The sequence below is a fragment of the Massilia eurypsychrophila genome (genome assembly GCF_002760655.1).
In the GTDB taxonomy this organism is placed as follows: domain Bacteria; phylum Pseudomonadota; class Gammaproteobacteria; order Burkholderiales; family Burkholderiaceae_D; genus JAFCUW01.
Genome location: NZ_PDOC01000007.1, coordinates 147,725 through 171,630, shown reverse-complemented (window position 1 = coordinate 171,630; position 23,906 = coordinate 147,725). Strand labels below are relative to the sequence as shown.

The following is a 23,906-nucleotide window of genomic DNA, read 5'->3' as shown; positions in this document are numbered from 1 at the left end:
GTAAGCCTCCAATGGTTCATTCAAAGTGATCAGGTGTCAGATGCGTCGTCGAACCGCTCGACGCGCACTTGTTCCGCTTTCAAAAACACGGTTTCGGTATGCCGGTCTTCGCGCTTGACCTTGGTAATGTGAACTTCTTCCTTGATGCGCAAGCGCCGTTCCACCACCAGCACCTCTTCGATGATCGGGATGATGTAGGTGTCGCCCTCGTAGCGCGGCGCCGGCACGTCGGTGCCGGTGACGAACTGGCCGACCGCGACATGGCTGATCTCGACGTCGTCGTGATGCAAGGTTTCATCGACTTCGAACGGGTGCTCGCTCACCGATGTCGTGACACGCACACCGCGGCCGGTATCGACAGTACGAATGGAAACGTCGACCTGTTCCTGATGCAATGGAATTGTCAGGTCGCCTTCCACCGCGGGCTGCTTTGCGTCACTGGTCATTCAATTGATCCTCGGGAAAAACTGATAAATCGACACGCAAGCGTAGCCCAAAATCCAGGCTGACCCCACACTGTTGAATCCATTCAATTGATATGAACGGAAGAGAGAATTTTCGATTTCCGCGCTACATTGAAATGCGGAAATCAAGTTTCCAATGGACTTTTTTGAGCCAAGCTCAGGCTACAACGAATCCGCGTCCCGGCATCAGCTCAGCGGTCTGGTGATGCGAGATGACGGCGCCCTTGAACACTCCGGGGTCGAACACTCCGGGGTCCACACTCCGGGGTCAGTGCCGACATCCGGACACGGCCTCTGCTGTAGGTGCGTCGTGAAGGATGGGCTTGTGTCCGAATGTCGGCACTGACCCCACCCGACTCTGACCCGACTGATGGCCGCGCTGAACCTGCCGAAGCCAAAGCTGATCGACATCGCCGTGCCGGCCAACCGCAACCTCGGGCTCCGGCACCGCGCTCAGGCCGGAAATGGCGAAGCCGCCCTTGAGGCGGCTTCGCTGTGCTACTGCGTCGCTCAAGCGAGCGAGCCAGACCGAGGTCAGCGCGTCGTCACGCTGACGCTGGCGGTGCGGGAATTGCCGGCGCGATCGGTCGCAACAGCCTGGATCGAGTGCGCGCCGGAACTGGCCTTGCGCGAGTTCCAGTTGTACGACAGGGTGCCGCCGCTGCCTTTGGCAACCAGCTTGCCGTCGATGTACGGCATCTGGGTGATGCCGGCTGCGCCGCCATTGTCCGAAGCGCTGACGCTGATCGACACGGTGCCGGAGACAGCGCCGCCGACCGGGTTATTGATCGTTACCACCGGCGCGATCGTATCGCCCCCCCTACCGGCACGACGGCGTTGGCGACGTTGACGGCGACCGTGGCCGACTGGCCCTTGTTGCCGGCGGCGTCATACGCCACTGCCACCAGGTAGGCCATGCCGTTTGCCACGCCGGCCGAATTCCAGCTGAAGTCATAAGGCGCGTTGGCATTGCTGGCACCGTGGTGCCGTTGACCGCCAGGTCGCCCCGCGCCACGCCGCCATTGTCGACCGCGCTGGCCTGGACGGCGACCAGGCCGGACACCGAGCTGCTGCCCAGCGGCGCGTTGATCGCTACCGATGGCGCCCGGGTATCGGCCACCACCACCATGGCGGCGGCGGCGAGCACGGCGGCGCCGGCATCGACGCAGCCAAAGCCGAACACGGGATCGGGGCCGGCGGCGCCGAGGTCGACCGAGGTCGAATACAGCAGATGCTCGATCCTGGCGCCGTCGAGCGCCGGGTTGGCCGCCATCATCACGGCGGCAACGCCGGCGGCCAGCGGGCTCGAAAACGAGGTGCCGTTCCAGGCCTGGTAAGCACCGCCGCGCGATGTGGTCCAGATGCCGGCGCCCGGCGCCGACAGGTGGACGAAAGCGCCGAAGCTGAGAAACCGGCCTTGGCATCGTACGAATCGGTGGCGGAGACGACGATCATCAAGTTCGTCACGGAGGCGGCTTGATCGGTGCCGGAGTTACCGGCCGAAACGAACACCAGGCCGCCCTTCGATTTCAGGTAGTCAGAATGCGGCCGCAGGCATACTGATGTTTCCGCACATATTTAAGAGCTTCTCTTGATAACCGTTATATTAATCATCGCCAACATCGTCTGGCATCCTACAAACGTTTATAGGCAAAACGATATTTTCGGAGAACGCGATTTCCGTTCTTTCCAGGTTTCCCCTTATCGTGATATTAACAATGAACAATAATAGGCAGCCGCAACCGGGGTAATGCGATAACCGAGACTGACCACCCCTAACAAATTGTTACTAATGCCGTCATCTAAGACGACGGGGATTTAACAAACAACACGTACATGCATTGTTTTCAGTGAACATTTTCTCTTGTATCGGTGCGGGTAATATGCACAATTGGCAACCAAAGTACCGTTCCATTGAGCTTGCCGCGCGCGACGCCCACGTTATCGGCTGCGTTGACGTTTGATCGCGATCGCGACCGCGACCGCGACCGCGTCAACACGGTGTTGCTGCCGCCAAAGTGCGCATGACCTGAACTATTTTTAAAATTTTTTAGTTTCCGATACTGACTGGCTATTGATTATACAAACAGAATAGCGGACAGCTAATAGCTAGCCAGATCGTCAATATATTTAAGAATAAAGAAACCTTTCTTGTATCCAATTCCGGTAGAAATTAAGTTAATAAAGGCGAAGTTTGTTGTTGCGCGGCATCTCGTTGCGAACAATGTGCCGAAAATCGCAAACATTCTTGTCGATTCAATTGTTTCTAGGAATATTTCGCGTTAGCATTGCATCCAAGCAATCTGTAAAACGCAAAGCCTGCGAAAGCAGGCGACGCAAAGTCATCGGTCTAACGGGCCCATCGGCCCCACGACGGCAGGACTGCCAGAATCGCAACCTGAGCGCACATCGCCGCGTGACGGAGCATGGAATTTTGTCACCAAACGGATGAGCATCCTCCATCAAGGTGCCTCCTCATGCAGCGTCCTCCAGTCGTCCTGTTCCGAAACTCATTCGAACTAAGGACTCACCATGCACCACTTCTTCCGTTTCTCCCCAGCACGCCTCGCCCTGGCCACCGCCTTTGCCGCCACCGCCGCTTCCATGGTTCCAGCGACGGCCCATGCCGCAAAGCCTGAGCGCTTCGCCGCCGGCCGCATCCTGGTGGCGCCGCGCGCGGGCCTGCCGGTTGCCGAGTTCAACAAGATCATCAAGACTCACGGCGCCCAGGGCGCGCGCAAGATGAGGGGTGTGAATATGTATCTCGTCGACGTGCCTGCCGGCCGCGAGACGGCCTTGCTGCAGGCGCTTGAGCGCAATCCGCACATCAAGTTCGTCGAACTCGACGGCGAACTGCCGCCGCAAATGACGCCTTCTGACACCTATTACGCCAGCGCTTGGCACCTGCCGAAAATCGGCGCATCGGTGGCATGGGACACCGCCACCGGCGCGGGTATCACCATCGCCATTCTGGACGGTGGTGTCGACAGCACCCATCCCGACCTGGCTGCACGCATGGTCCCGGGCTGGAACTTCTTCGACAACAATAACAACACCACCGACATCAACGGCCACGGCACTAAGGTTGCGGGCGTGGCGGCAGCAATCGGCAACAACGCGGCCGGTGTAACCGGCGGCGCGTGGAACGCCAAAATCATGCCACTACGTATTGCCAACGCGTCGGGCGGCATTTCGTACTACAGCACCGTTACCAACGCCATCACCTTCGCCGCCGACAACGGCGCGCGCGTTGCCAACATCAGCTATATCGTTTCCAACGTGGCAGCGGTGCATACTGCAGCGCAGTACATGCGCAGCAGGGGCGGCCTGGTAGTCGCTTCAGCCGGCAACACCGGCGCCTACGACGGCAGTGCCAACACCTTGGACATCATCACCGTCGCAGCGACCAACTCCGCCGACGGGCGTCCAAGCTGGTCGGCGTACGGCCCGGCCGTCGACGTTGCGGCACCTGGCGAGGGCATCTATACCACCACCGCCGGCGGTGGCTACGGCGCCGTCAACGGCACTTCGTTCTCCAGCCCGCTGACGGCAAGCGTGGTGGCCCTGATGCTGTCCGCCAATCCTGCACTGCAACCTTCACAAGTCGACAGCATCCTTGCCTCGAGCGCCGACGACATCGGCGTGGCCGGCCGCGACGATTACTCCGGCGCCGGCCGCATCAACGCGGCGCGCGCCGTGGCCGCTGCGCGTGGCAGCGTAACGACCGATTTCCAGGCGCCGACCGTGTCGGTCAGCGCACCGGGCAGCACCGTCAAGGGCATTGTGGTCGTGAACGCCAGCGCCGCTGACAACGTGGGCGTGACCCGCGTCGAACTGTACGCCGGCGGCGCCCTGGTGGGCACCGAACCCGCCTCGCCTTATAGCTTCAGCTGGGACACCACCTCGCGTGCCGATGGCGTAACCTCGCTGGTCGCCAAGGCGTACGACGCAGCCGGCAACTCGTCGTCGAGCACGGTCAATGTCACAGTGGCTAACACGGTCACCGCCGATACCGTCGCTCCCTCCGTCACTATCGCTAATCCTGCAGCAGGTGCAACCGTGAACGGCAACGTCGGCATCAGCGTCAGCGCCAGCGATAACGTCGCGGTCACCTCGGTCCGCCTGTACATCGACGGCGCCCTGGTTGCGACCGGCAATGCTTCGCTATCCTACAACTGGAATGCGCGCAAGGCTTCGCGTGGCACGCATACGATCCAGGCGGTCGCAAGCGACGCGGCAGGCAACGCATCGGGCAAGACCGTCCAGGTCAATCGCTAAAACGGTTCGCCGAAAAAAATGCCGGTCAGCTCACAAGCTGACCGGCATTTTTAATGCATGCCTGAGTTATTTCTGGCGCCGCCGGCGCAGTGCCGCAGCAGCTCCCAGGATGCCGATGCTAAACAGCGCGACGTTGCCTGGTTCCGGCACTTCCTGCGGGTCGCAGTTGACCGTGCATGGAATTTCCCCAGGACGCTGAGCAATCGTGAAGTGTGAAACATCCTTTGGATTTCTCACGTCGAACGGTGGATTCGTAAACGGCGTCGACCATACGCCGCTCGTGAACAGCTCGTTGAAAAGGAATGCAACCAGGTTGGTGTCCTGGCCATCCTTAAAAACAATAATGTAATCGTTCAGGGCAAAATTGGCTGTTGTAATTGCCCACGTCCCTAACTCACCGTTGGTGGGCTCGACCTGAAGATTCCCCGTATTCAGGGTCCAGTTAGTAGAACCGAAGAAGCCAGCTGCATTGATGTTGGAAATCGATGCCACGTTACTAGGATCCGCTGGGGTGAGATATTGACAAGCACTCGCCGCCGTGTTGGTTCCGGCCGCATTTTCGACCTTGGCCGTCGCGTCCGTGACAAATGAAGCTGGACAGTTCATCAGGGCTGCATGCGCAGACCCGAATCCGAATACGGTCGCCAACACGACGGCGATCGTTAATGATTTGGTTTTTGTGTTGGTATGGTGCATCCCTAGTTGTTTCATCATCTTCCCTTTCAAGAAAGTTTCGATTTTTCCATGCCGTCTTTTTCGTCCATGGTGTATTTATCCAAGCATTAATTGTGCCATTGCATGCAACGCTATGATTTTTTTCAATGTTTATTTTTCGAAAAAGGTTTCAGACGACATTCTGTAAAATTTATCGACAAGGATTAATATTTGGCATGTTTGTCGACCTATGGTAAGTGCCCCGTTTTATCGGTTTATCTTGTTAGGCACGATGTATGCTTGAAAACTGTCATCAAACCAAACACGGGAAAAATAATGAAACTGAAACATGGCCTTATTACCATGATTGCCGGTGAAGCTCTGGCACATTCAACGGCCATGACAGGTCAAGTCAGCATTAACTTTTCGGACGCCAGATTTTTTCAACGGCACGCTAACGCCGACCACGTCAGCTTCGAACGTGTGCGCAACCGTACTGTTTGAAGATTGCGGCGTTAATTCGGTCAATCCGACCGTCAGCGGTGCGTTGCACGGCGCTTCCGCCTATGTTGGCCATGGTATTCAACGCTCAAAACGTGCCGTTGCTGGCGTTTTTCAACGTCACCGCACCGGCTGAAAACGGCATCTCCTACGGCAGCAACAGTTCACAGGTAAACGGCGCCTGCCGGGCGTTCCGCCAGGCGCTTTTTCGCGTCGATGCTTTACTGCCGCGCCCCGCCGAACAGGGCGGCCACCAGCGGATCGCGCATCGGCATGGCGCAGGGGCCGCCGCGCGCGCGCGCCAGCACCACCTTGAACCCGTCGACCAGCAAATGGTCGCCGGAGAGGCGATAGACGGTCTTGTCGGCGCACTCCGGCGCGCTTCCCGGAACTGGCACGACAACGCCGGCATCGCGCAGCTCGAGCAGGTAGTTGCGCGCCGAAGAGGCCGAACAGTCTAGAAAATCGACGACTGCGAAGTTACCCAGGCCGCGTACCGACAGTTCGGCGATCAGCGCATCGAGCCGTTCGATGCGCAGCAGTGAAGACGGTCTCATGATCGCTCCGACCGTTCACGCGCTGGCCGGCTTTGCCGCCCGCGGGTGCATCAGCCAGATCCACACCAGTGCGATGAAGTAGGTGGCCGGGATCATCGTAAACAGCAGCGTGTAGTTGTTGTCGCTGCGGGTCAGCACGAAGCCGACGATCTGCGTCATGAACATGCCGCCGATGGCCGAACAGGTGCCGCCGATACCGAACATCGACGCCACCGCGTTCTTCGGCGCCATGTCCATCGCCAGGCTCCAGATGTTGGCCGTCCACGCCTGGTGCGCGGCGATCGCCACCGAGATGTAGGCTACCGCCATCCACAGCCCCTTGGCCGACGAGACGAACATGATCGGCGCGATGCACAGGCCGCACAGCAGCATCGTCACCAGCCGCGCCGGGATGGCGCGCATGCCGCGTACGATCAGCCAGGAGGACAAGCCGCCGCCGGCGATGCTGCCGATATCGGCCATCAGGTAGATGACGATCAGCGGCGCGCCAAGCTGGGTGATGCTGATGCCGAGCTGGTACTGCTGGTTCAGGTAAGGCGGCAGCCAGTACAGGTAAAACCAGAACACCGGCGCCGTCAGCATGTGGCCGATCGCGAAGGTCCAGGTTGCGCGCATGCGGATCACGTCGCGAAACGCGATCTTCTCGCCGGCCGGTTCGGCCGCGCCCTGGATGTGCGCCAGCTCGGCCTTGCTGACAGTTGGATGCTGGTCCGGATCGTGGTAGTTGCGCCACCAGAAAAACAGCCACACCGCGCCGGCGCCGCCGATCACCCAGAACACCTGCTGCCAGCCCCACACCGCCAGCACAAACGGCACCAGCATCGGCGTGACCATGGCGCCTACGTTGGTGCCGGCGTTGAAGATGCCGACCGCGACGCCGCGCTCGCCGACCGGGAACCACAGGCGCGTGGTCTTGATGCAGGCCGGGTAGTTGCCGGCCTCGGACAATCCGAGCATGAAGCGGCAGATCATGAAGCCGAACACGCTAGATGCAAAGCCGTGCGCCGCGGCGGCGATGCTCCACACCAGCACCGCCAGCGCGAAGCCGCGCTTGACGCCGACGGCGTCCATGAAGCGGCCCTGCGCGACATAGCCGATCGCGTAGCCGACCTGGAACCAGAAATTGATGTTGGCGTAGTCCTGCGCCGTCCACTGCATCGTCTTGGCCAGCACCGGCTGCAAGATGCCGAGCGCGGCGCGGTCGATGTAGTTGAGGGTGGTGGCGAAGAACACCAGCGCCAGCATGCCCCAGCGTACCCTGCCCCTGCCGGTGTTTGCGCCCAGCAGCGCGCTGGCCGGGTTACTCGATAAATTCATGTTGTCTCCACTATTATTATGGCGCCCGCCCGGGTTATCCCGGTGCCGGCGAATTTTGCGGCTATGAAGACATCTGCACTGCGCGCGCCGGCGCGCGGATCTGCAGGCTGCGCCGCAGCACCTGGTCGGTCACCCACTTGGCCGAGCGGCGCGCGCGCAGCGCCACCAGCTCCGGCGCCATTTGCAGGAAGTCGTCGTTGAACACCTCGAAGCTGTAATCGCCGCGGTAGCCGGCGCGGTCGATCGAGCGCACCAGCGCCGACAGCTCGGCCGAATGTTCGCCTTCGCCGGGAAATACGCGCAGGTGGCGCGCCGTCTCGATGCGCTCCTCCGACGAACGGATCTCGCGCCACATGAAGTCCGACAGCTGCACCATGGCGATTTTACTGCCGGGGATCTGCCCGAGGCTATCGAGTTCGGCGCCGTTGGCCAGCATGTGGAACGAATCGATCACGATGCCGAGGTTGGAATGGTCGGCCATTTCGACCACTTCCCACGCCTGCTGGTATTCGCTGATGTTACGCCCCCACGACAGCGCCTCGAAGCCGACCTTGACGTTCAGCGGCACGCCCAGCGTAGCCAGCTTGGCCAGGTCGCGCGCGATTTTTGCCGGCTCGCCGCTGGCGTGCTTGGACGTGGACGAACACACCATCAGCAAGGGCGAGCCGACCGCGCGGCAAATTTCCATCATGCTCTTGGCGACATCGACCTTGTAGTCGTGCAGGGTGCCGGACAGGCCTTCATAGTCGCGCATCACCTGGATGCCGGTGACGCGCACGCCGCTGCGGCGCACCAGCTGCACCGCCGCATCGAGGCCGCCCGGATAATTGACCAGGTCCTTGGCCCACAACATCAGCTGCGAAAAGCCGGCCACGCGCGAGGCGTCGAGTTTCGCTTCCAGCGTGCCGGCCAGGGTGACGGTGTCCATCCCGAAGTTTGACAGGTTCATGGCGCCCTTCCTGTCAGTTCAAGGCCGGACTGGCCACCAGCTCGAAGTTCACGCTGCCGCGGAACATCTGCGTCAGCGCGCCCTTCTCGCTCGGCTGCACCGGCGGGCGGTCGACGAACGTCACGCCGCGCTCGGCCAGCAGCGCCATCGCCGACGCCACGTCCGGCGTGCCGAAGCCGACCCGGATCAGTTCTTCGTCCCAGTGGACGTCGTCGGTGCCTTCCGGCGGCTCGACCAGCTGCAGGCAGAATTTGCCGCACGGGCTGGCCAGCATGGTCCCGCGCGGCAGGATGCCGAAGCCGGTGCCGCTTGGCAGCGGCTGGAAATTCATCAGCTGTTGATAGAAATCGATCCACTCGGCGCTGCGGTCGCGCCGGATCGCCTGCACCACGCCGAAAAAGTGCAGACCGGCCAGCGCCGGCGGATGCGCGCGCGCCGCGTCGGCCAGCTTGAAATCGACGTCGTAGATCGAGAAGTCCGGATAGCGCTCGACGAAGTAGATTACCGAGTCGCCGGCGCCGTGCACGCCGGGGATGTTGAGCTCCATCGCGCCGGCGCGGGTCGGAATCGCCCAGGCGCCGCGGTCGAGCGCGTGCTGGTAGGCCTCGCCGGCATTGCGCACCCGCAGCGCGATCGCCGTCAGCGAGGTGGCGCCATGTTCGGCGTCCGTGCTCGACCACGAATCGGCATCGGCATTGACCACCACGTTCATGTCGCCCTGGCGATACAGCACCACCTCGCGCGAGCGGTGCCGCCCGACCTGAACGAAGCCCATCGTCTCGAGCACGGCGCCCAGCGCCAGCGGCTCGGCCGTCGCGTACTCGATGAATTCGACGCCGTCGATGCCCAGCGGGTTGCTCGGCTCGGGATGGTTTTCCTGTGTTTTCATGCCTTCTCCTCCTCGATGCGGGCCGCTTGCAGCGCGGCGAAATGGGCCAGCATGCGCGCGCTGTCGGGCGCCACGCCGGTAAACAGTTCGAAGGCGTGGACCGCCTGAAATACCGCCATGCCGCCGCCGTTCATCGTGCGGCAGCCGATCGCGTCGGCCGCCTGCAGAAGCGCCGTCTGCAGCGGGAAATAGACAATCTCCGACACCCACATCGAAGGACGCAGCAGTTCGGCCGGCAGCGGCAGGCCGGGATGCTTGGCCATGCCGGTCGGCGTGGCGTGGATCAGGCCATCGGCGCGCGCCATCGCCGCGGCGAGGTCGGTGCCGGCGCTCGCGCGCCCAGCGCCGAAGCGCGCGCACAAGGCCGCGGCCAGGTCTGCGGCTCTAGCCTGGTCGACGTCGAACACGCTCAACTCTTCGACCCCCATCGCCAGCGCCGCGTGCGCGGTGGCCGCGCCGGCACCGCCGGCGCCCAGCTGCACAACGCGGCCCAGCGCCACGCCGGGAAGGCTGCGGCGGAACGCCTCGGCAAAGCCGGACCAGTCGGTGTTGTGGCCAATCCGTTTGCCGTCCCTGAACACCACGGTGTTGACGGCGTCGATGGCGCGCGCCTCGTCGCTGACGTCATCTAACAGCGGGATGATTTTCTGCTTGGCCGGATAGGTGATGTTCAGCCCCGAGAACCCCATTGCCTCGGCCGCGTCGAGCAGCGCCGGAACGTCGTCGGCAGTCTTGCCGAGCACGTCGAGGTCGATGATCTGGTACAGGCAGCGCAGGCCGTTGGCGTCGCCCTCCTGCTCGTGCATCGGCGGTGTGAGGGAACGACCGATGCCGGCGCCGATCAGGCCCAGCAGGATGCGTTGTCGAGGTGTCGTCATGGTGAACCGATCAGGTCATGGGTGCTGCAGTGAAAGGAGAATCCCTTGCAAATCATTCTAGACTAACTATTTAGTTAAACGCAAGCCAAATCGGTGCCGCCGGCGCGCTTTGCGATTCAAGCCGGCGTCAGGGCGCGCGCACGAAGCGCAAGATCATGTCGACGACCGAATCGCGGCGCGCCGAGTGCACTGCCGGCGCCGTCAGGTCGCGGCCGAAGATGAAGCTGAAGGTATGCTGGTTCGACACGTTGTAGAACGACAGCGCGCTGATCGACATGTGCAGGTCGACCGGATCGAGGTCGCTGCGAAACACCCCTTCGGCGATGCCGCGCTTGCACAGCCGGTCAAGCAGCGCGATGGCCGGCCGGTTGATCTGCTGCAGCTCGGCGATCTTGCGCACGTACTCGCCGTTATTGATGTTCTCGGTCATCACCATGCGGATGAACTCGGGATGCTGGGCGTGGTAGTCGAAGGTCGAGGCGACGATGGTGCGCAACGCCGGCACCGGCGGCAAGTCGTCGAGGTGGAACTCGCTCTCGACGCGGCGAAAGCGGCGGTAGCTCTCCTCCAGCGCGGCCACGTACAGGCCTTCCTTGCCGCCGAAGTAGTAATAGATCATGCCCTTGTTCGCGCCGGTTTCGGCGGCGATCGTGTCGATGCGCGCCCCCGACAGGCCATGGCGCGAAAACTCCTGGATGGCGACGTTGAGGATGGTGGCGCGGGTGCCGTCTTCCTCGGCGGCCTCGGCGCGCGGCGCCTTGGCTTTTTTCACCGGTGTTTTCTTTGCAGCGGTCGTGGTCTTAGCATTCATACACAGGATTTTACTCGACAAGTGTGCCGCGCGGCACTGCCGGCGGCGGGTAAAAACAGCATCGTCACCTTAACGTCCCAGGTGCTTGTCGTAGAACTTCGCGGCAATCTCGTACAGCTCGCGCGACTCCGGATAATCCGGATTGGTCATGAAGCCGTGGCCGAGGCCATCGAAGATCAGCAGGTCCGACGCCACGCCGGAGCGCAGCATGCGGCGGTGGCCGTAGGCAGCGGCGCTCATGGCAAAGTCGCGCGTGCCCGTGGCGAACAAGGTTGGCGGAAACTTCTCCAGCACCTTCAGGTCGACCGACGGGTTGACCGCCGGATCGTCCGGGTTAGTGTTGGCTAGGTAAGCCGGCCCCGGCGGCATGGCGACGGCCACGCCGTTCGCCAGCGCGGCAAACGCGGCCGAGTCGCCGGCCATGAACTTGGCGTCGGCGCCGGCGCAGTAGATGCCGAGCACGCCCGGGCGCGGCAAGCCGGCCTGCTGGAAGTGCGCGACGCTTTGCGCCACCAGCGAGCCGCCCGCCGAACAGCCGACCAGGCCGATGTTGGGCGCCTTGTAGCGCTTGAGCATCGCCTTGTAGACGGTGGTGAAGTCCTCGGTCGCCGCCGGGAACCGGTGTTCCGGGCCCTGGCGGTACAGCAGGGTCACGACCCGGAACTGGCCGACCGCCGCCACCGGAATGCTGATCAACAGGCCGTTGGCGCGGATGCCGGTGCGAAAGCCGCCGCCGGGCGCATTGATCATCAGCCGGTTCTGGTTGCGCGTCGGCACCCCGCCCTTCGGCGTGACGATCGCCACCGAGATGCCGTCGATGGTGGTTTCCTCGACGTCGACCGGGAACAGCTCGCGCATGTGCTTGACGTTCGGCTGCAGCGTCTCGTTCATGCGGCGGCGCAACTCGGCCATGTCTTCCAGCTTTGGCTGCGGCGCCGCGCCCGGCCCTTCGGTTGGGCGCGCGCGCCGCACGATCGCCTTTGACTCGTCGCTCAGGATGGCCGACAGGGGAATCGCGCCGCCCTGGATACGGGCGGTGCCGTCGGCGTCGACCGTGACCGTGTTCTGCGCGAGCGCCCCGGCGGCGGCCAGTGCCAGCACAGCCGCCAGGACGCTTTTTTCAACGTTAATCATCATCAGAACTTGGTGCGCACGCCAACGTAGTAGGAGCGGCCAACGATGTCGTAGGTCGACGGAATCGTCAGGTTCTGGTTGCCCGGCACCAAAGCCGGATCCCGGTTGAACAGGTTCGTGACGCCGGCGCGCAGGTCGACGTTCTTGTTCAGCGCGTAACGCACGCCCAGATCGACAATGTCGTACTTCTCGACTCCGGCGGCCGGGCTGGCCGGACGCGTCACGGACGTGATGTCCTTCATCGCCGGAATATGGCGCCAGCGCAGGTTCACCGACGCGGCGCCGATTTCATGGCGGAACGTCGTGGTCGACTGCCAGGTCGGACGGATCACGGTGCCGACGGTGCCCTTGAATTCCTGGATGGCGTCGCCCGGCAGCGCCTGCGACTGGTACGAATTGACGAAGCTGACGGCGCTGTTGACGCCGAAGGTGCCCCACGCATCGGACAGGCCGATGGCGCCTAACTTGAAGCGCCAGTCGACCTGCACGTCGACACCGGACGTCTTCAGCTGGCCCAGGTTCAGGTACGGCGCCGCCACTTGCGTCAGCAGGCCGTTGGAGTCGCGCGACACCAGCAGGCAGAACGGATTGGTGGCCGAATAGGTCGGGTTGCTGCCGTCGAGGTTGTAGCACTTGTTCAGTGCGGATGCGGCCGGCACCGCCGAGATCGTGTCTTCGATCTTGATCTTGTAGAAGTCCACCGAGGCGAACACCTGCGAGAACAGCGGCGAGGCGAACTGCGGCGTCCACACCACGCCCAGCGTCTGGGTGTCGGCCGCTTCCGGCGTCAGGTTCGGGTTGCCGCTGCTCAGGGTCGACGTGGCCACCGTCGGGAAGGTGTATGAATCGACGACCGATGCCGGCACGCCGGTGGCGATGCACAGCGCGCGCAGCTGGGCGCCGCCGGCGCCGAGGCGTGCCGCGGTGCGCGAATCGCATGGCTCGCCGCCGTTCGGCGGGCTGCCGAACTGGACCTGATTGCCGCTCGCCGCGCTGAACAGCTCGCCGATATTTGGCGCGCGGATCGAATGCTGCACGCCGCCGCGCACCATCACGCTCTGGATCGGCGACCATTCGGCGTCGACCTTCCAGGTCTTGGCGATGCCGGAGATGTCGTAGTCGGAAATGCGCGCGCCCGGCGACACCGCCAGCGTCTTGGCAAACGGCGCGTCGCGCAGCAGCGGGATGCGCAACTCGAGCGCGGCTTCCTTGACCGAGGTGGCGCCGGACGAGCGCTGCGAGGCGATCACGGCCTGGATGTTCTGCGCCGCCAGTTGCGAATCGGGAAGGTAGGAGTAGGTATTCTTGCGGTAATTGACCGAGGCCGAGAACTGCAGCTCGCCGGCCGGCAGGTCGAACAGCGCGCCCTGCACGCTCGCTTCGGCCACGCGCTGGGTCAGGTCTTCCGTGCTGGCCGCGGTGGTGGTCATGTAGTTGCGGCAGGCTTCCGAAATGCGCGTGTTGTTGCCGATGCCGAAAGGATTGTAGCCGCCCGCGCACAGGCCCGTGCCGCCGCCTGGCGCGTTAAGCAACTCCTGCACGCGCGAACTGAGGATGGCGTTGTGCAGGATCTGGTCGTGCACCGAGCGGTCGGCCGACACGTAGGCATCCCAGGTCCAGTCCTTGTACGGGATGTTGCCGCGCAGGCCCACCAGCAGCTGGTCGGTGTTGTAGCCTTCGTTAAACACGCGGTTTGGGATGCCGACAAAGCGGGTGTTCCACAGGAACGGCGCGCCGGCATCCGGGCGCGAGGCGAGGATGGTGCGCAGGTCGGCCGGAATGAAGGGATTGCTCAAGGGGACCGTGGTGTTGCCGCCCAGGCCGAACTGGGTCAAGGTCGCGCCGGTGTTGGTCTTGGTCACCGAATGGGTGTGCAGCACCTGCGCGTAGCCGGTCAGGTTAGGGGTGAAGCGATATTCGACCTTGTTGAAAAAATTCTCGCGGCGCATGCCGTTAATCAGGTCGCTCTGGACGCTGACCGGCATGCGCACGTTGCCGCCGACGATGGCGTACGACTGGTTGACCGGCCCGAGATAGTTCAGCGCGCCCGTCTGGCTGAACAGGGTGCCGTTGTCGTTGAAGCCGAGGTTGTTGGTGCGCGGCACCGTTGACGTCACGCCGTAGCGCGAGAATACGCTGTTGAGCGTTGCCTGCGTCGGCAGGTTCGACGCGTTCGGCAGATAGGTGCTGGTGCCGATGAATCCGGACGGCACGCCGAGGTTGAAGAACGAGCGCTGGGCGCCGGTGAGGCGCTCGCGCTCGTCGTAGCTGACCGAGAACAGCGCGTAGCCCTTGCCTTCTGCAAACTCGGTGCCGGCCGTGATCGACGGGCTCAGGCGGCGCGCATCGTTCTTCTGCGAATTGCCGTACTGGACGTCAAGGACGACGCCCTTCAGTTTGCGCAGGCTTTTGAAGTTGACCACGCCCGACATCGCGTCCGAGCCGTACACGGCGGAGGCGCCGCCGCTGATCGTTTCGATGCCGTCGACGATCGCCTGCGGCACGGTGTTGATGTCGACCTGGCCGAAGGCCGACGACAGCGGCAGGCGCCGGCCGTCGAGCAGGATCAGGTTGCGGTTGTCGCCCAGGCCGCGCAGGTCGAGCGTGGCGCGTGCGCCGAGTCCCTGGCCGCCGGTCGAGGCGGTGCCCGATGGCGTGAACTGCGGCATCTGGTTCAGGGTCGCTTCGAGCGTGATGTTGCCGCTTTCCTGCAGCACTTCCTTGGCGGTGGTGACGATCGGGCTAGGCGACGAATAGTCGCGCCGCGCGATTTTCGAGCCGGTGACGACGACGGTGGCCACTTTCGCCTCGACGTCTGCCGGCGCCGGATCAGGCGCGGTCTGCGCATGGGCGCTGAGGATGGAGAAGCCGACGGCGCTGCCGTAAGCGAGCGGTTTCGACAGATTGATCCATACATTGCTACGGGGCTTGCGCTTCATTTTGTCTCCTGAGGAAGGGGTACTTCGCTTGTTATTTTGAGTAAATATACACTAACCAGATAGTTAACAACAATATTTAAATAGGCATTTTTGTTGTTTTAATTAAACGGTCACGGCCCCGTGTTTCATTCGCTGCGGCGCAATAAGGCACCGCCTGCGCCAGCGTCCGGTTGACCTTAACTAAATAGTTAATGTATTCTTCAACGACCCCACCTCCGACAGGACAACACCATGCCAACGAGACATCATCGCGCGATCAAAAAATTGGGGTCAGACCCGTTTTTTCGTCGGCCGGACCGCACTATTAGCAAACAAAATTTTGGTCTTACCCTATTTTTTTCGTTTGTTTGCCGGCCTCATCGCCTTTTTATTAAACAAAATCGGGGTCTGACCCCGTTGTTTTGGCGCGTTCTGGCGCTGGCGGCCGTGTTTGGCGCCGGCGCCGCCGCGGCGCAAAACGTCACTGTCGACAGCGGCAGGCTCGAAGGCGTCCGGCTCGCCAACGGCGTCAACGCCTGGTACGGCATCCCGTACGCGGCCGCGCCGGTGCGCGAACTGCGCTGGCGCGAAACGCAGCCGGCCGCGCCATGGAGCGGCGTGCTGCACGCCGACCGCAAGGGCCCGGAATGCATCCAGCTTCTGCGCCGCAAGGACATCAATCACTACTTCGGCGAAGAAGCGACCAGCGAAGACTGCCTCTTCATGAACGTCTGGGCGCCCGCCGCTGCCAGAGCAAAGGCGAAAAAGCTGCCGGTGATTGTTTTCATTCACGGTGGCGGCTTCACGGTCGGCTCGAGCGGCATGGCGCTGTACGGCGGGCCGAACGTGGCCGCGCGCGGCGCCGTGTTCGTCAACTTCAATTACCGGCTCGGCATCCTCGGCTTCATGGCCCATCCGGAGCTGACGGCCGAATCGCCGCATCGCGCATCGGGCAACTACGGTTTCCTCGACCAGGTGCAGACGCTGCGCTGGGTCCAGCGCAACATCGCCCGCTTCGGCGGCGACCCGGCCAACGTCACCATCGCCGGCCAGTCCGCCGGCGGCGCGTCGGTCGTGTCGCTGGTGGCCAGCCCGCTGGCGCGCGGCCTGTTCCAGCGCGCCTTCGTGCAAAGCGGCCCTGCCATCGGCGGCGCCTCCCCTACCTTGGCCGAGTCGGAGCAGACCGGGCTCGATGTGCAGAAAGCGGTCGGCGCCACGTCGCTCGCGGCGATGCGCCAGCTGCCGGCAGACCGCGTGTTCGTCGTGCAGCGCGACTTCCAGTTCGGCGACTCCGGCTCGGTCAACGTGCGTCCCAACATCGACGGATACTTCCTGCCCGACTCGATCGCCAATATCTTCGCCGCCGGCCGCCAGAACGATGTGCCGACCCTTGCCGGTTTTACGCGCGACGATATCAGTCCGAGCCCGTTGCGGCTGGCGAAAACAGCCGCGGACTACGCCGACAAGGCGCGCCAGGTCTACGGCGCCAACGCCGAACGCTTCATGGCGCTGTATCCGGTGTCGGCCGACGCCGACGCGCCGGCGATGGGCAAGCTGGCGGCGCGCCACGCGATGATGGAAAAAGGCACACGCAAGCTGGCGCAGGCCCAAACGGCGAGCGGCAAGGCGCCCGTCTATGTCTACATGTTCTCGCGCGTGCACCCGTTCAATCCGGCCGCGCCGCTGTTCGACGCTCCGCAGGGCGCGTATCACACCTCCGACGTGCCTTACTGGTTCCAGACCCAGGACGCGCTCAACATGTTCAAGCCGACGCGCCTGTGGGGCCAGCAGGACCGCGCCCTGTCGGCGCGCATGATGGACAGCATGCTGGCGTTCGCCCGCAGCGGCAATCCGGCCACGCCGGCGATACCGTGGCCGGCCTGGCGCCGAGGCGACGAACAGATCATCGACTTTGGCGACAAGGTGGAAGTCGCGCGCCAGAACGCCGCGCAGCTGGACTTCCACGACGTGCCGGCGCAGTTTGTGCCGGCCGGCGCCGTAGTGCCTCGCCTGACCCGGGACTGACATGCCGACGCACCCGAAACCGCTCGACTTTGGCGGACGCCTCCTCGGCGGCCATGGCCGCGCGCTGATCTGCACGCCGCTGGTGGGCCGCACCACTGCCGCGCTGAAGGCAGAATTGACGGCCATCCTGCCGCAGGCGCCCGACCTGGTCGAATGGCGCGTCGATTTTTTCGATGCGATTGCCAACCAGCGCGAGGTGCTGGCCGCCGCGGCGGAACTGCGCACGCTGGCCGGCGGCGTGCCGATCTTGTTCACGCGGCGCGCCGCGCATGAAGGGGGCGAGCAGATCGCCATCGACGAAGACGCGGTCGTGGCGCTGTACGGCGCGCTGTGCGCCAGCGGCGCCATCGACGTCGTCGACTATGAGTTGAGCCAGCTGGAGCACCACCGCCGCAAGGTGCGCGCGGTGTCGCAGGCGCATGGCGTGGCGCTGGTCGTGTCGTGCCATGACTTCCATGCCACGCCTGGCAGCGCCGAGATGGTCGCCACACTGCTGCGCGCCGAACGCGAAGGCGCCGACATCGCCAAGCTCGCGGTGATGCCACGCGCGCCTAGCGACGTGCTGCACCTGCTCGACGCAACCTTGCAAGCTGGCGCCGCGCTGCGCATCCCGCTGATCACGATGTCGATGGGCGCGCTCGGCGCGATCACCCGAATCTGCGGCTGGCAGTACGGATCAAGCGTCACCTTCGCGGTCGGCCAGCGCGTATCGGCGCCAGGGCAGATCCCGATCAAGGAACTGCGCGCAGCAATGGCGGCGCTGGGCGCGTCCCGGCCAACTCAGAACGCGCCGACGTAATTCTCCGCCAGGGCCGTAGCCATCGCGCGCGAGCTGACGACGTTCTCCAGTTCCGCGCGCTGGATCTCGCGCTGAAACGGCGTAGCGTCGGCAAACGTATGCAAGAGGCTCGTCATCCACCACGAGAAATACTCGGCGCGCCACACGCGTTTGAGCGCATCGGCCGAATAGCTGTTCAGCCGATCCTCGCTGCCGTCGCGGTAAAACTGTTCGAACGCCCGCGCCAGCAACTTGACATCGCCGATCGCCAGGTTCATCCCCTTGGCGCCGGTCGGCGGCACGATATGCGCGGCGTCGCCGGCGAGCATCAGGCGGCCCGACTGCATCGGCGCCGACACGAAACTGCGCATGCCGATGATATTTTTCTGGAAGATCTTCCCTTCGTTCAGGCGCCAGCCGTCATTGTTCTCCAGCCGGCTGTGCAGTTCGTTCCAGATGCGGTCGTCGGACCAGTTGTCGACATGGTCGCTCGGGTCGCACTGAAAATACAGCCGCTGCACGGTCGGCGAACGCGTGCTGACCAGCGCGAAGCCGCGCTCGTGGTGCGCGTAGATCAGCTCTTCCGACGACGGCGCCGATTCGACCAGGATGCCGAACCAGCCGAATGGATAGGTACGCTGGTAGTCCTGGCGTACGCTGGCCGGAATCGCCGCGCGCGAAACCCCGTGAAAGCCATCGCAGCCGATGACGAAGTCGGCCTCGATAATCTGCTCGGCGCCGGCGTGCGAGAACCGCACCGACGGCTTGTCCGTGTCGACGCCATGCAGCGCCACGTCGCTGACCTCGAACAGCAAGGGGCCGCCGGCGTCAATGCGCGCGGCCACCAGGTCCTTGATCACCTCGTGCTGCGGGTAGACGGTGATCGCCTTACCCGTCAATTCGGTCAGGTCGATGCGGTGGCGGCGGCCGCCGAACGCCAGTTCGATACCGTGATGAAGCGCGCCTTCCGCGCGCATCCGCTCGCCCACGCCCGCTTCGGTCAGCAGGTCCATGGTGCCTTGCTCGAGCACGCCGGCGCGGATGGTCGCCTCGATCTCCGGCCGGCTGCGCGACTCGAGCACGATCGATTCGATGCCCTGCAGGTGCAGCAAGTGGGATAGCAGCAAGCCGGCCGGGCCGGCGCCGATGATGGCGATCTGGGTGCGCATGAAGTCTCCTGATGTTATTCGTGTGCCGCTATGCTAGCGCCGCAAGGCCCCGAATAAAATGGAGAAAACCGCAAATAACTTGTACTATTTGTACGCCCGCAACCGTTGCTGCCCTCACCTTTCCATGCCGACCACCGCACCAGCCCTGCCGCCGGAAGTTCCCCAGTTTGCGCTTTACGGCGAAGCCGCCAGAGCGGAAAACGCCGAGTTCGTCCATATCGAACTGATCGAGACGCGCAGCCGGCTGCACGACTGGCACATTTCCAATCACACCCATCGCGGCCTGTTTCAGGTACTTTTTCTCTACGCCGGCCATGTGCGCGCCAGCGTCGACGGCGCGCTGTGGGAGCGCGAGGGGCCCACAGCGATCACGATCCATCCGTCGCTGGTGCACGGTTTCGCGTTCTCGCAGGAGGCGCAAGGCTACGTGCTGACGCTCGACGAGCAGGTCGTGTTTGCCGCCGGCGGCAGCGACGGCGACATCTTTTCGGCGCTGTTCGTGCAGCCGCTGGCGATTGATCTGGCGCCGGTGCCGCAAGCGCGCGAACGCATCGAGGGACTGCTGAAGAACCTGATCGCCGAGGCCTCGTGGCCGCACTACGGCCACACCCTGATGCTCGAATGGCTGGCGCGCAGCGCCTTGCTGCTGCTGCTGCGGGTGCACGCGGAGCACCGCTTTGCCGGCCAGTCGGGGCACGGCGAGTTCGAGCTGTTCACGCGCTTTCGCGCCGAAGTGGAGCGCAACTTCAGGCAGCAGTGGCAGGTGGGCCAGTATGCCGACGCGCTGCGGGTGACGCCGACGCGCCTGAACCGCCTGTGCCTCAAACTGGCCGGTAAATCGGCATTCGACATCGGCCAGGACCGCCTGATGCTGGAAGCATGCCGCAAGCTCACGTATGCGCCGTCGTCGATCGCCAGCGTCGCCTACGAGCTGGGGTTCCAGGATCCGGCGTACTTCAGCCGCCTGTTCAAGAAGCGCGTCGGCGTCACGCCCAAGCAGTTCCGCGGCCAGGCATCCTAGAGCAAGGCGCTCATCTCGACCTGGATCTTGAGCAGCGCCGGAAGGCAGCGTTCGACCATGCTGTCGGCGGCGATGCGCGCGGCGTGCACGCTGACGTTGATGGCGGCGACCGTCTCGCCACGAAAATTACGCAGCGGGACGGCGATGGTGCGCAGGCCCAGTTCAAGCTCCTGGTCCACCAGCGCGTAGCCCTGCGCACGGGCGCGTCCGATCTCCAGCGCCAGGCGCTCCTTGTCGACGATCGTGTGCCCGGTCATCTGCTCCGGACGCGCGCGTTCGAGGAAGCGCTCGACTTCGTCCTGCGGCAAGCTGGCCAGCAGCACGCGGCCGTTCGCGGTGCAGTATGCCGGCACCCGCGTGCCCGGCTGCAGCGTGGCCGACACCAGGCGCCCGGCGCTGACCGCCGCGACGCACACCAGGTCATCGTGATCGAGCACGCCGGCCGACGCCGCCTCTTCCAGCGAGTACGCCAGCCGGTACAGCAGCGGCTGCACGATGCGCGGCAGGCGCGCCGAATGCAGGTACGACTGGCCCAGGCGCAGCACCATCGGCGTCAGCGAGAACAGCTTGTTCTCGTGCCGCATATAGCCCAGGTGCACCAGCGTGATCAGGTAGCGCCGCGCCGCCGCGCGCGTCAGGCCGGTGCGCTGCGCCACCTCGGCAATCGTCAGCCGCGCGCGTTCCTGGTCGAACGCCTCGATTACCTGCAGCCCTTTCTCAAGGCCGGCGATGAGGTCGCGCGTGGCAGGCGCGTCGGCTGTACTGTCGATAGAGGCCGGCATAATCGCAATCATTCGGTGGTTTGGGCGATTGTCGCACAATCTGTGCGATCTGCGAATGCCGCGCATCGCTACCATCTTGTTGAGGGTGGACGATTTGCCTACCATGACCTGGCTCCCCCCTCAGTCCAACGTCACCTGCCAGGAGACCTGCTTTGAAATTCGATGCTATCGAACCGGGCGTCTATCCCGAACTGATCTACCCGCCTTACAAGTCGACCATGAAGCGCGGACCTGCCCAGCCGCTGCTGCGCATCGAAGCGCCGCGCCCGGTCAGCGACAATGTCCGGCCGGCGCCGCGCATCCTGCTGCCCCACGATATGGACCTGACGGCGCAGGGCGACAGCGAGCCGCTCGGCGAAAAAATCGTCGTCACCGGCCGCGTCCTCGATGAAGACGGCAAGCCGGTGCGCGATTCGCTGCTCGAAGTCTGGCAGTGCAACGCGGCGGGCCGCTACCGCCACAAGCGCGACCAGCACAACGCGCCGCTCGATCCGAACTTCAACGGCTGGGGAAAAATGCTGACCGACGAAGACGGCCGCTATCGCTTCGTCACCATCAAGCCCGGTCCTTACCCGTGGGGCAACCACGAAAAGGCATGGCGCCCGGCGCACATCCACTTCTCCATGTTCGGCAACGTCTACGCGCAGCGCCTGGTCACGCAGATGTATTTTCCGAGCGACCCGCTGTTCGACTACGACCCGATCTTCCAGAGCATCCCGGACCTGGCCGCGCGCCAGCGCTTGATTTCGCGCTTCAGCATGGAACAGACGGTCGGCAGCGAAATGCTCGGCTACGAATTCGACATCGTGCTGCGCGGCCGCGACGCCACGCCGATGGGCATCTAAGGAGAATGACATGAGCACCATCACGACTTCGCAAACCATCGGGCCGTTCTCGCATGAAGCCTTCCAGTGGGCGGCCGACATGACGGCCGCAACTGACGCCGACGCACCCGCTGTCCTTATCCGCGGCGCCATCTACGACGGCGCCGGCGTTCCCATCGACGACGCCCAGCTCGAGGCATGGCTACCCGACGCCGCTGCCGCCGAGGCGCAGCAGCCGATGCCCGGATTTCGCCGCGTGCCAAGTGGCGCCGACGGCAGCTTCACCTTTCATGCGCCGCTGCCGGCGGCTTCCATCGGCGAGCCGCTGATGTACGTCACCGTGTTCGCGCGCGGCCTGGTCAAGCACCAGTTCACCGCCGTCTTCCTGGAAGATGACAGCGCCCTGGCAGAATCGGCTATCCTTGGCCAGGTCGCGGCGCCACGCCGCGCCACGCTGGTTGCGCGTAAGGTGGGCGAGCGCGAATACCAATGGGATATCTGGATGCAGGGCGACAAAGAGACGGTCTTTTTCGACTACGTATAAATAACGGGAGCGGCATTGAGCGTTTCGATTTTCGACAGTTTTCTCACCACGTCCGACATGATCGCGGTGTTCGACGACGCAGCGATCGTGCAGGCCATGTTCCACTTCGAGCAGGCGCTGTCAAAGGCGCAGGCCGATGAAGGACTGCTGCCGGCGGCCGCCGCGCGCGCCATCGGCGCCGTCTGCAAGGCGCAGCTGTACGACATCGGCGCCATCGTCAGTGCCGGCCGCCGCGCCGGCAGCCTGGCAATCCCGCTGGTGAAGGAACTGACACGCACTGTCGCGCTGTACGACGCCGAAGCCGCAACCCACGTCCACTGGGGCAGCACCAGCCAGGACGTGATCGACACCGCCATGGTGCTGGCCACGCGCGAGGCGCTGCAACTGCTCGACGATGGCCTGCATGATTTCTGCGGCCACCTGCTCGCGCTGGCCGAACGCCACCTTTGCACGCCGGTACTGGCGCGCACGCTGATGCAGCCCGCCCAGGTAACCAGCTTCGGCTTCAAATTGGTCGGCTGGCTGGCGCCGCTGGTGCGCGCGCGCGCACGCTTGCGCGAATGCGCCGAACGGGCCTTGCAGCTGCAGCTCGGCGGCGCGGTCGGCACGCTCGCCGTCATGGGCGAGCGCGGCCCCGCGGTGGCGGCGCGCATGGCGGCCGACCTGAAACTCAGGCTTGCCGACGCCGCCTGGCACACGCAGCGCGACGAGTGGGTCCGCCTCGGCCTCGAAGTGGCCGTCCTCACCGGCAGCCTGGGCAAGGTGGCGACCGACCTCAGTCTGATGGCGCAAGGCGAAATCGCCGAACTGGCCGAACCGTCCGGCAATGGCCGCGGCGGCTCGTCCGCCATGCCGCACAAGCGCAATCCGGTGTCGGCCATGATCGCGCTGGCCGCCGCCACCCGCACGCCGCAGCATGCGGCGGCGCTGTTGGCGAGCATGGGCCAGCAGCACGAGCGGGGCCTGGGCAACTGGCAGGCTGAATTGGCGGAATGGCCGGCACTTTTTCTCAGCGCGCACGGCGCCCTGAACGCACTCAACGACGCCTTTGCGGCGCTGGTCGTCGACCCTGCCCGCATGCTGCGCAATATCGATGCGCTGCAAGGCCTGGTGTTCGCCGAAGCGGCGTCGATCTACCTGGCCGGCGCGATTGGCCGGCCGCAGGCGCACGCGCTGCTCGAGCAGCTGACGCAGCAAGCGCTGGCCAGCAGCCGGCCGCTGGCCGAGGTGCTGCGCGACGCCGTTCAGGCCGATGCCGCCTTGCGCGCACACATCGACCTCTCGCAGCTCGATGCGCTGTTCGACCCGGTCGCCGCCACTGCGCCCGCACGGCGCCTGGCAGAACGCCAGTTGCAGGCGCTGCGCACCAGCAGCGCCGCCCTTGATTCCGTCCACCCTTTTACAAAGTGATGC

22 protein-coding genes, 1 pseudogene and 1 riboswitch are annotated in these 23,906 nt (G+C 64.1%); of the genes and pseudogenes, 8 read left to right on the top strand and 15 right to left on the bottom strand.

The window, feature by feature from the left end; all coding sequences use genetic code 11:
* Positions 1-29: 29 nt before the first annotated feature.
* From CR105_RS13835 to CR105_RS29485, 4 genes and pseudogenes are all read right to left on the bottom strand, one after another.
* Complete coding sequence (locus tag CR105_RS13835) at positions 30-446, bottom strand: YsnF/AvaK domain-containing protein (RefSeq protein WP_180288189.1); 417 nt, start codon at positions 444-446, stop codon at positions 30-32.
* Positions 447-998: 552 nt separating this feature from the next.
* Positions 999-1,262, bottom strand: coding sequence for an Ig-like domain-containing protein (locus CR105_RS27805; RefSeq protein ID WP_131021730.1), 264 nt, complete (start codon positions 1,260-1,262; stop codon positions 999-1,001).
* Entirely contained in the window at positions 1,256-1,393 is a 138-nt protein-coding gene (locus tag CR105_RS28660; protein ID WP_218968699.1) for a hypothetical protein, read from the bottom strand. Before CR105_RS28660 ends, CR105_RS27805 begins: the two co-directional genes overlap by 7 nt.
* A 92-nt stretch (positions 1,394-1,485) precedes the next feature.
* Positions 1,486-1,827: pseudogene (locus CR105_RS29485) on the bottom strand (S8 family serine peptidase); the annotation flags it as partial.
* Between the two features lie 938 nt (positions 1,828-2,765).
* A riboswitch (cyclic di-GMP riboswitch) is annotated at positions 2,766-2,854 on the top strand.
* A 142-nt stretch (positions 2,855-2,996) separates the two neighbouring features.
* Between CR105_RS29485 and CR105_RS13820 the strand changes: the two are divergent.
* Complete coding sequence (locus tag CR105_RS13820; RefSeq protein WP_229413938.1) at positions 2,997-4,742, top strand: S8 family serine peptidase; 1,746 nt, start codon at positions 2,997-2,999, stop codon at positions 4,740-4,742.
* Between the two features lie 66 nt (positions 4,743-4,808).
* Here the strand turns inward: CR105_RS13820 and CR105_RS13815 are convergent, their stop codons facing one another.
* On the bottom strand, positions 4,809-5,456 hold the full coding sequence (locus CR105_RS13815; protein WP_099789041.1) for a PEP-CTERM sorting domain-containing protein: 648 nt from the start codon (positions 5,454-5,456) through the stop codon (positions 4,809-4,811).
* A 276-nt stretch (positions 5,457-5,732) separates the two neighbouring features.
* On the opposite strand from CR105_RS13815, the gene CR105_RS28340 reads away from it, so the two are divergent.
* Positions 5,733-5,900 carry a hypothetical protein gene (locus CR105_RS28340; protein WP_180288188.1) on the top strand — a complete coding sequence of 56 codons (168 nt, stop codon included), beginning with the start codon at positions 5,733-5,735 and terminating at the stop codon, positions 5,898-5,900.
* A gap of 218 nt (positions 5,901-6,118) precedes the next feature.
* Here CR105_RS28340 and CR105_RS13810 read toward each other — a convergent pair whose 3' ends face one another.
* The 8 genes from CR105_RS13810 to CR105_RS13775 all read right to left on the bottom strand — a co-directional run bounded on the left by CR105_RS13810 (position 6,119) and on the right by CR105_RS13775 (position 15,371).
* Positions 6,119-6,454, bottom strand: a complete 336-nt coding sequence (locus tag CR105_RS13810) for a hypothetical protein (RefSeq protein WP_099789040.1) — start codon at positions 6,452-6,454, stop codon at positions 6,119-6,121.
* A gap of 15 nt (positions 6,455-6,469) precedes the next feature.
* Positions 6,470-7,771 (bottom strand): MFS transporter, encoded by a 1,302-nt coding sequence (locus CR105_RS13805; protein WP_099789039.1) that lies wholly within the window; start codon positions 7,769-7,771, stop codon positions 6,470-6,472.
* 61 nt (positions 7,772-7,832) lie between these two features.
* Positions 7,833-8,720: a sugar phosphate isomerase/epimerase family protein gene (locus CR105_RS13800; RefSeq protein ID WP_099789038.1), complete on the bottom strand. Its 888-nt coding sequence runs from the start codon at positions 8,718-8,720 to the stop codon at positions 7,833-7,835.
* A 13-nt stretch (positions 8,721-8,733) separates the two neighbouring features.
* Complete coding sequence (locus CR105_RS13795; protein WP_099789037.1) at positions 8,734-9,609, bottom strand: VOC family protein; 876 nt, start codon at positions 9,607-9,609, stop codon at positions 8,734-8,736.
* Positions 9,606-10,487, bottom strand: coding sequence for a shikimate dehydrogenase (locus CR105_RS13790; RefSeq protein ID WP_099789036.1), 882 nt, complete (start codon positions 10,485-10,487; stop codon positions 9,606-9,608). Before CR105_RS13790 ends, CR105_RS13795 begins: the two co-directional genes overlap by 4 nt.
* A 127-nt stretch (positions 10,488-10,614) precedes the next feature.
* Positions 10,615-11,259: a TetR family transcriptional regulator gene (locus CR105_RS13785; protein WP_229413937.1), complete on the bottom strand. Its 645-nt coding sequence runs from the start codon at positions 11,257-11,259 to the stop codon at positions 10,615-10,617.
* A 108-nt stretch (positions 11,260-11,367) separates the two neighbouring features.
* Complete coding sequence (locus tag CR105_RS13780; RefSeq protein WP_099789034.1) at positions 11,368-12,435, bottom strand: alpha/beta hydrolase; 1,068 nt, start codon at positions 12,433-12,435, stop codon at positions 11,368-11,370.
* Positions 12,435-15,371: a TonB-dependent receptor domain-containing protein gene (locus CR105_RS13775; protein WP_099789033.1), complete on the bottom strand. Its 2,937-nt coding sequence runs from the start codon at positions 15,369-15,371 to the stop codon at positions 12,435-12,437. The genes CR105_RS13780 and CR105_RS13775 overlap by 1 nt, the downstream gene beginning before the upstream one ends.
* 396 nt (positions 15,372-15,767) lie before the next feature.
* On the opposite strand from CR105_RS13775, the gene CR105_RS13770 reads away from it, so the two are divergent.
* Together CR105_RS13770 and aroD are read left to right on the top strand one after the other, a co-directional pair.
* The gene (locus tag CR105_RS13770) at positions 15,768-17,375 is read left to right on the top strand and encodes a carboxylesterase/lipase family protein (RefSeq protein WP_218968696.1); all 1,608 of its coding nucleotides are present in this window, start codon (positions 15,768-15,770) and stop codon (positions 17,373-17,375) included.
* Between the two features lies 1 nt (position 17,376).
* Positions 17,377-18,174, top strand: coding sequence for a type I 3-dehydroquinate dehydratase (gene aroD, locus CR105_RS13765; RefSeq protein WP_099789031.1), 798 nt, complete (start codon positions 17,377-17,379; stop codon positions 18,172-18,174).
* Here aroD and CR105_RS13760 read toward each other — a convergent pair.
* Positions 18,156-19,322, bottom strand: a complete 1,167-nt coding sequence (locus CR105_RS13760) for a 4-hydroxybenzoate 3-monooxygenase (RefSeq protein ID WP_099789030.1) — start codon at positions 19,320-19,322, stop codon at positions 18,156-18,158. The genes aroD and CR105_RS13760 overlap by 19 nt on opposite strands.
* Before the next feature lie 124 nt (positions 19,323-19,446).
* On the opposite strand from CR105_RS13760, the gene CR105_RS13755 reads away from it, so the two are divergent.
* Positions 19,447-20,343, top strand: coding sequence for a helix-turn-helix domain-containing protein (locus tag CR105_RS13755; RefSeq protein ID WP_099789029.1), 897 nt, complete (start codon positions 19,447-19,449; stop codon positions 20,341-20,343).
* Here the strand turns inward: CR105_RS13755 and CR105_RS13750 are convergent.
* The gene (locus tag CR105_RS13750) at positions 20,340-21,125 is read right to left on the bottom strand and encodes an IclR family transcriptional regulator domain-containing protein (RefSeq protein ID WP_229413936.1); all 786 of its coding nucleotides are present in this window, start codon (positions 21,123-21,125) and stop codon (positions 20,340-20,342) included. The two genes, CR105_RS13755 and CR105_RS13750, sit on opposite strands and share 4 nt — an antisense overlap.
* A gap of 152 nt (positions 21,126-21,277) precedes the next feature.
* Here CR105_RS13750 and pcaH point away from each other — a divergent pair, with 152 nt between their 5' ends.
* Genes pcaH through CR105_RS13735 form a run of 3 tightly spaced genes read left to right on the top strand, consistent with a single transcriptional unit; the run spans position 21,278 to position 23,903 of the window.
* A complete protein-coding gene (gene pcaH, locus CR105_RS13745) occupies positions 21,278-21,970 on the top strand; it encodes a protocatechuate 3,4-dioxygenase subunit beta (RefSeq protein ID WP_099789027.1) in 693 nt (230 codons plus the stop codon).
* A 10-nt stretch (positions 21,971-21,980) separates the two neighbouring features.
* The gene (locus CR105_RS13740) at positions 21,981-22,493 is read left to right on the top strand and encodes a peptidase associated/transthyretin-like domain-containing protein (RefSeq protein WP_099789026.1); all 513 of its coding nucleotides are present in this window, start codon (positions 21,981-21,983) and stop codon (positions 22,491-22,493) included.
* Between the two features lie 15 nt (positions 22,494-22,508).
* On the top strand, positions 22,509-23,903 hold the full coding sequence (locus tag CR105_RS13735) for a lyase family protein (protein WP_099789025.1): 1,395 nt from the start codon (positions 22,509-22,511) through the stop codon (positions 23,901-23,903).
* Positions 23,904-23,906: the final 3 nt, after the last annotated feature.

Bases quoted from the DNA above. Each gene is read 5' to 3' on its own strand.
- CR105_RS13815 (WP_099789041.1), bottom strand. From the start codon at position 5,456: ATGATGAAACAACTAGGGATGCACCATACCAACACAAAAACCAAATCA.
- CR105_RS13800 (WP_099789038.1), bottom strand. From the start codon at position 8,720: ATGAACCTGTCAAACTTCGGGATGGACACCGTCACCCTGGCCGGCACG.
- CR105_RS13795 (WP_099789037.1), bottom strand. From the start codon at position 9,609: ATGAAAACACAGGAAAACCATCCCGAGCCGAGCAACCCGCTGGGCATC.
- CR105_RS13790 (WP_099789036.1), bottom strand. From the start codon at position 10,487: ATGACGACACCTCGACAACGCATCCTGCTGGGCCTGATCGGCGCCGGC.
- aroD (WP_099789031.1), top strand. From the start codon at position 17,377: ATGCCGACGCACCCGAAACCGCTCGACTTTGGCGGACGCCTCCTCGGC.
- CR105_RS13760 (WP_099789030.1), bottom strand. From the start codon at position 19,322: ATGCGCACCCAGATCGCCATCATCGGCGCCGGCCCGGCCGGCTTGCTG.
- CR105_RS13820 (WP_229413938.1), top strand. From the start codon at position 2,997: ATGCACCACTTCTTCCGTTTCTCCCCAGCACGCCTCGCCCTGGCCACC.
- CR105_RS13810 (WP_099789040.1), bottom strand. From the start codon at position 6,454: ATGAGACCGTCTTCACTGCTGCGCATCGAACGGCTCGATGCGCTGATC.
- CR105_RS13750 (WP_229413936.1), bottom strand. From the start codon at position 21,125: ATGCCGGCCTCTATCGACAGTACAGCCGACGCGCCTGCCACGCGCGAC.
- CR105_RS13740 (WP_099789026.1), top strand. From the start codon at position 21,981: ATGAGCACCATCACGACTTCGCAAACCATCGGGCCGTTCTCGCATGAA.
- CR105_RS13835 (WP_180288189.1), bottom strand. From the start codon at position 446: ATGACCAGTGACGCAAAGCAGCCCGCGGTGGAAGGCGACCTGACAATT.
- CR105_RS13805 (WP_099789039.1), bottom strand. From the start codon at position 7,771: ATGAATTTATCGAGTAACCCGGCCAGCGCGCTGCTGGGCGCAAACACC.
- CR105_RS13755 (WP_099789029.1), top strand. From the start codon at position 19,447: ATGCCGACCACCGCACCAGCCCTGCCGCCGGAAGTTCCCCAGTTTGCG.
- CR105_RS13775 (WP_099789033.1), bottom strand. From the start codon at position 15,371: ATGAAGCGCAAGCCCCGTAGCAATGTATGGATCAATCTGTCGAAACCG.
- CR105_RS13780 (WP_099789034.1), bottom strand. From the start codon at position 12,435: ATGATGATTAACGTTGAAAAAAGCGTCCTGGCGGCTGTGCTGGCACTG.
- CR105_RS28340 (WP_180288188.1), top strand. From the start codon at position 5,733: ATGAAACTGAAACATGGCCTTATTACCATGATTGCCGGTGAAGCTCTG.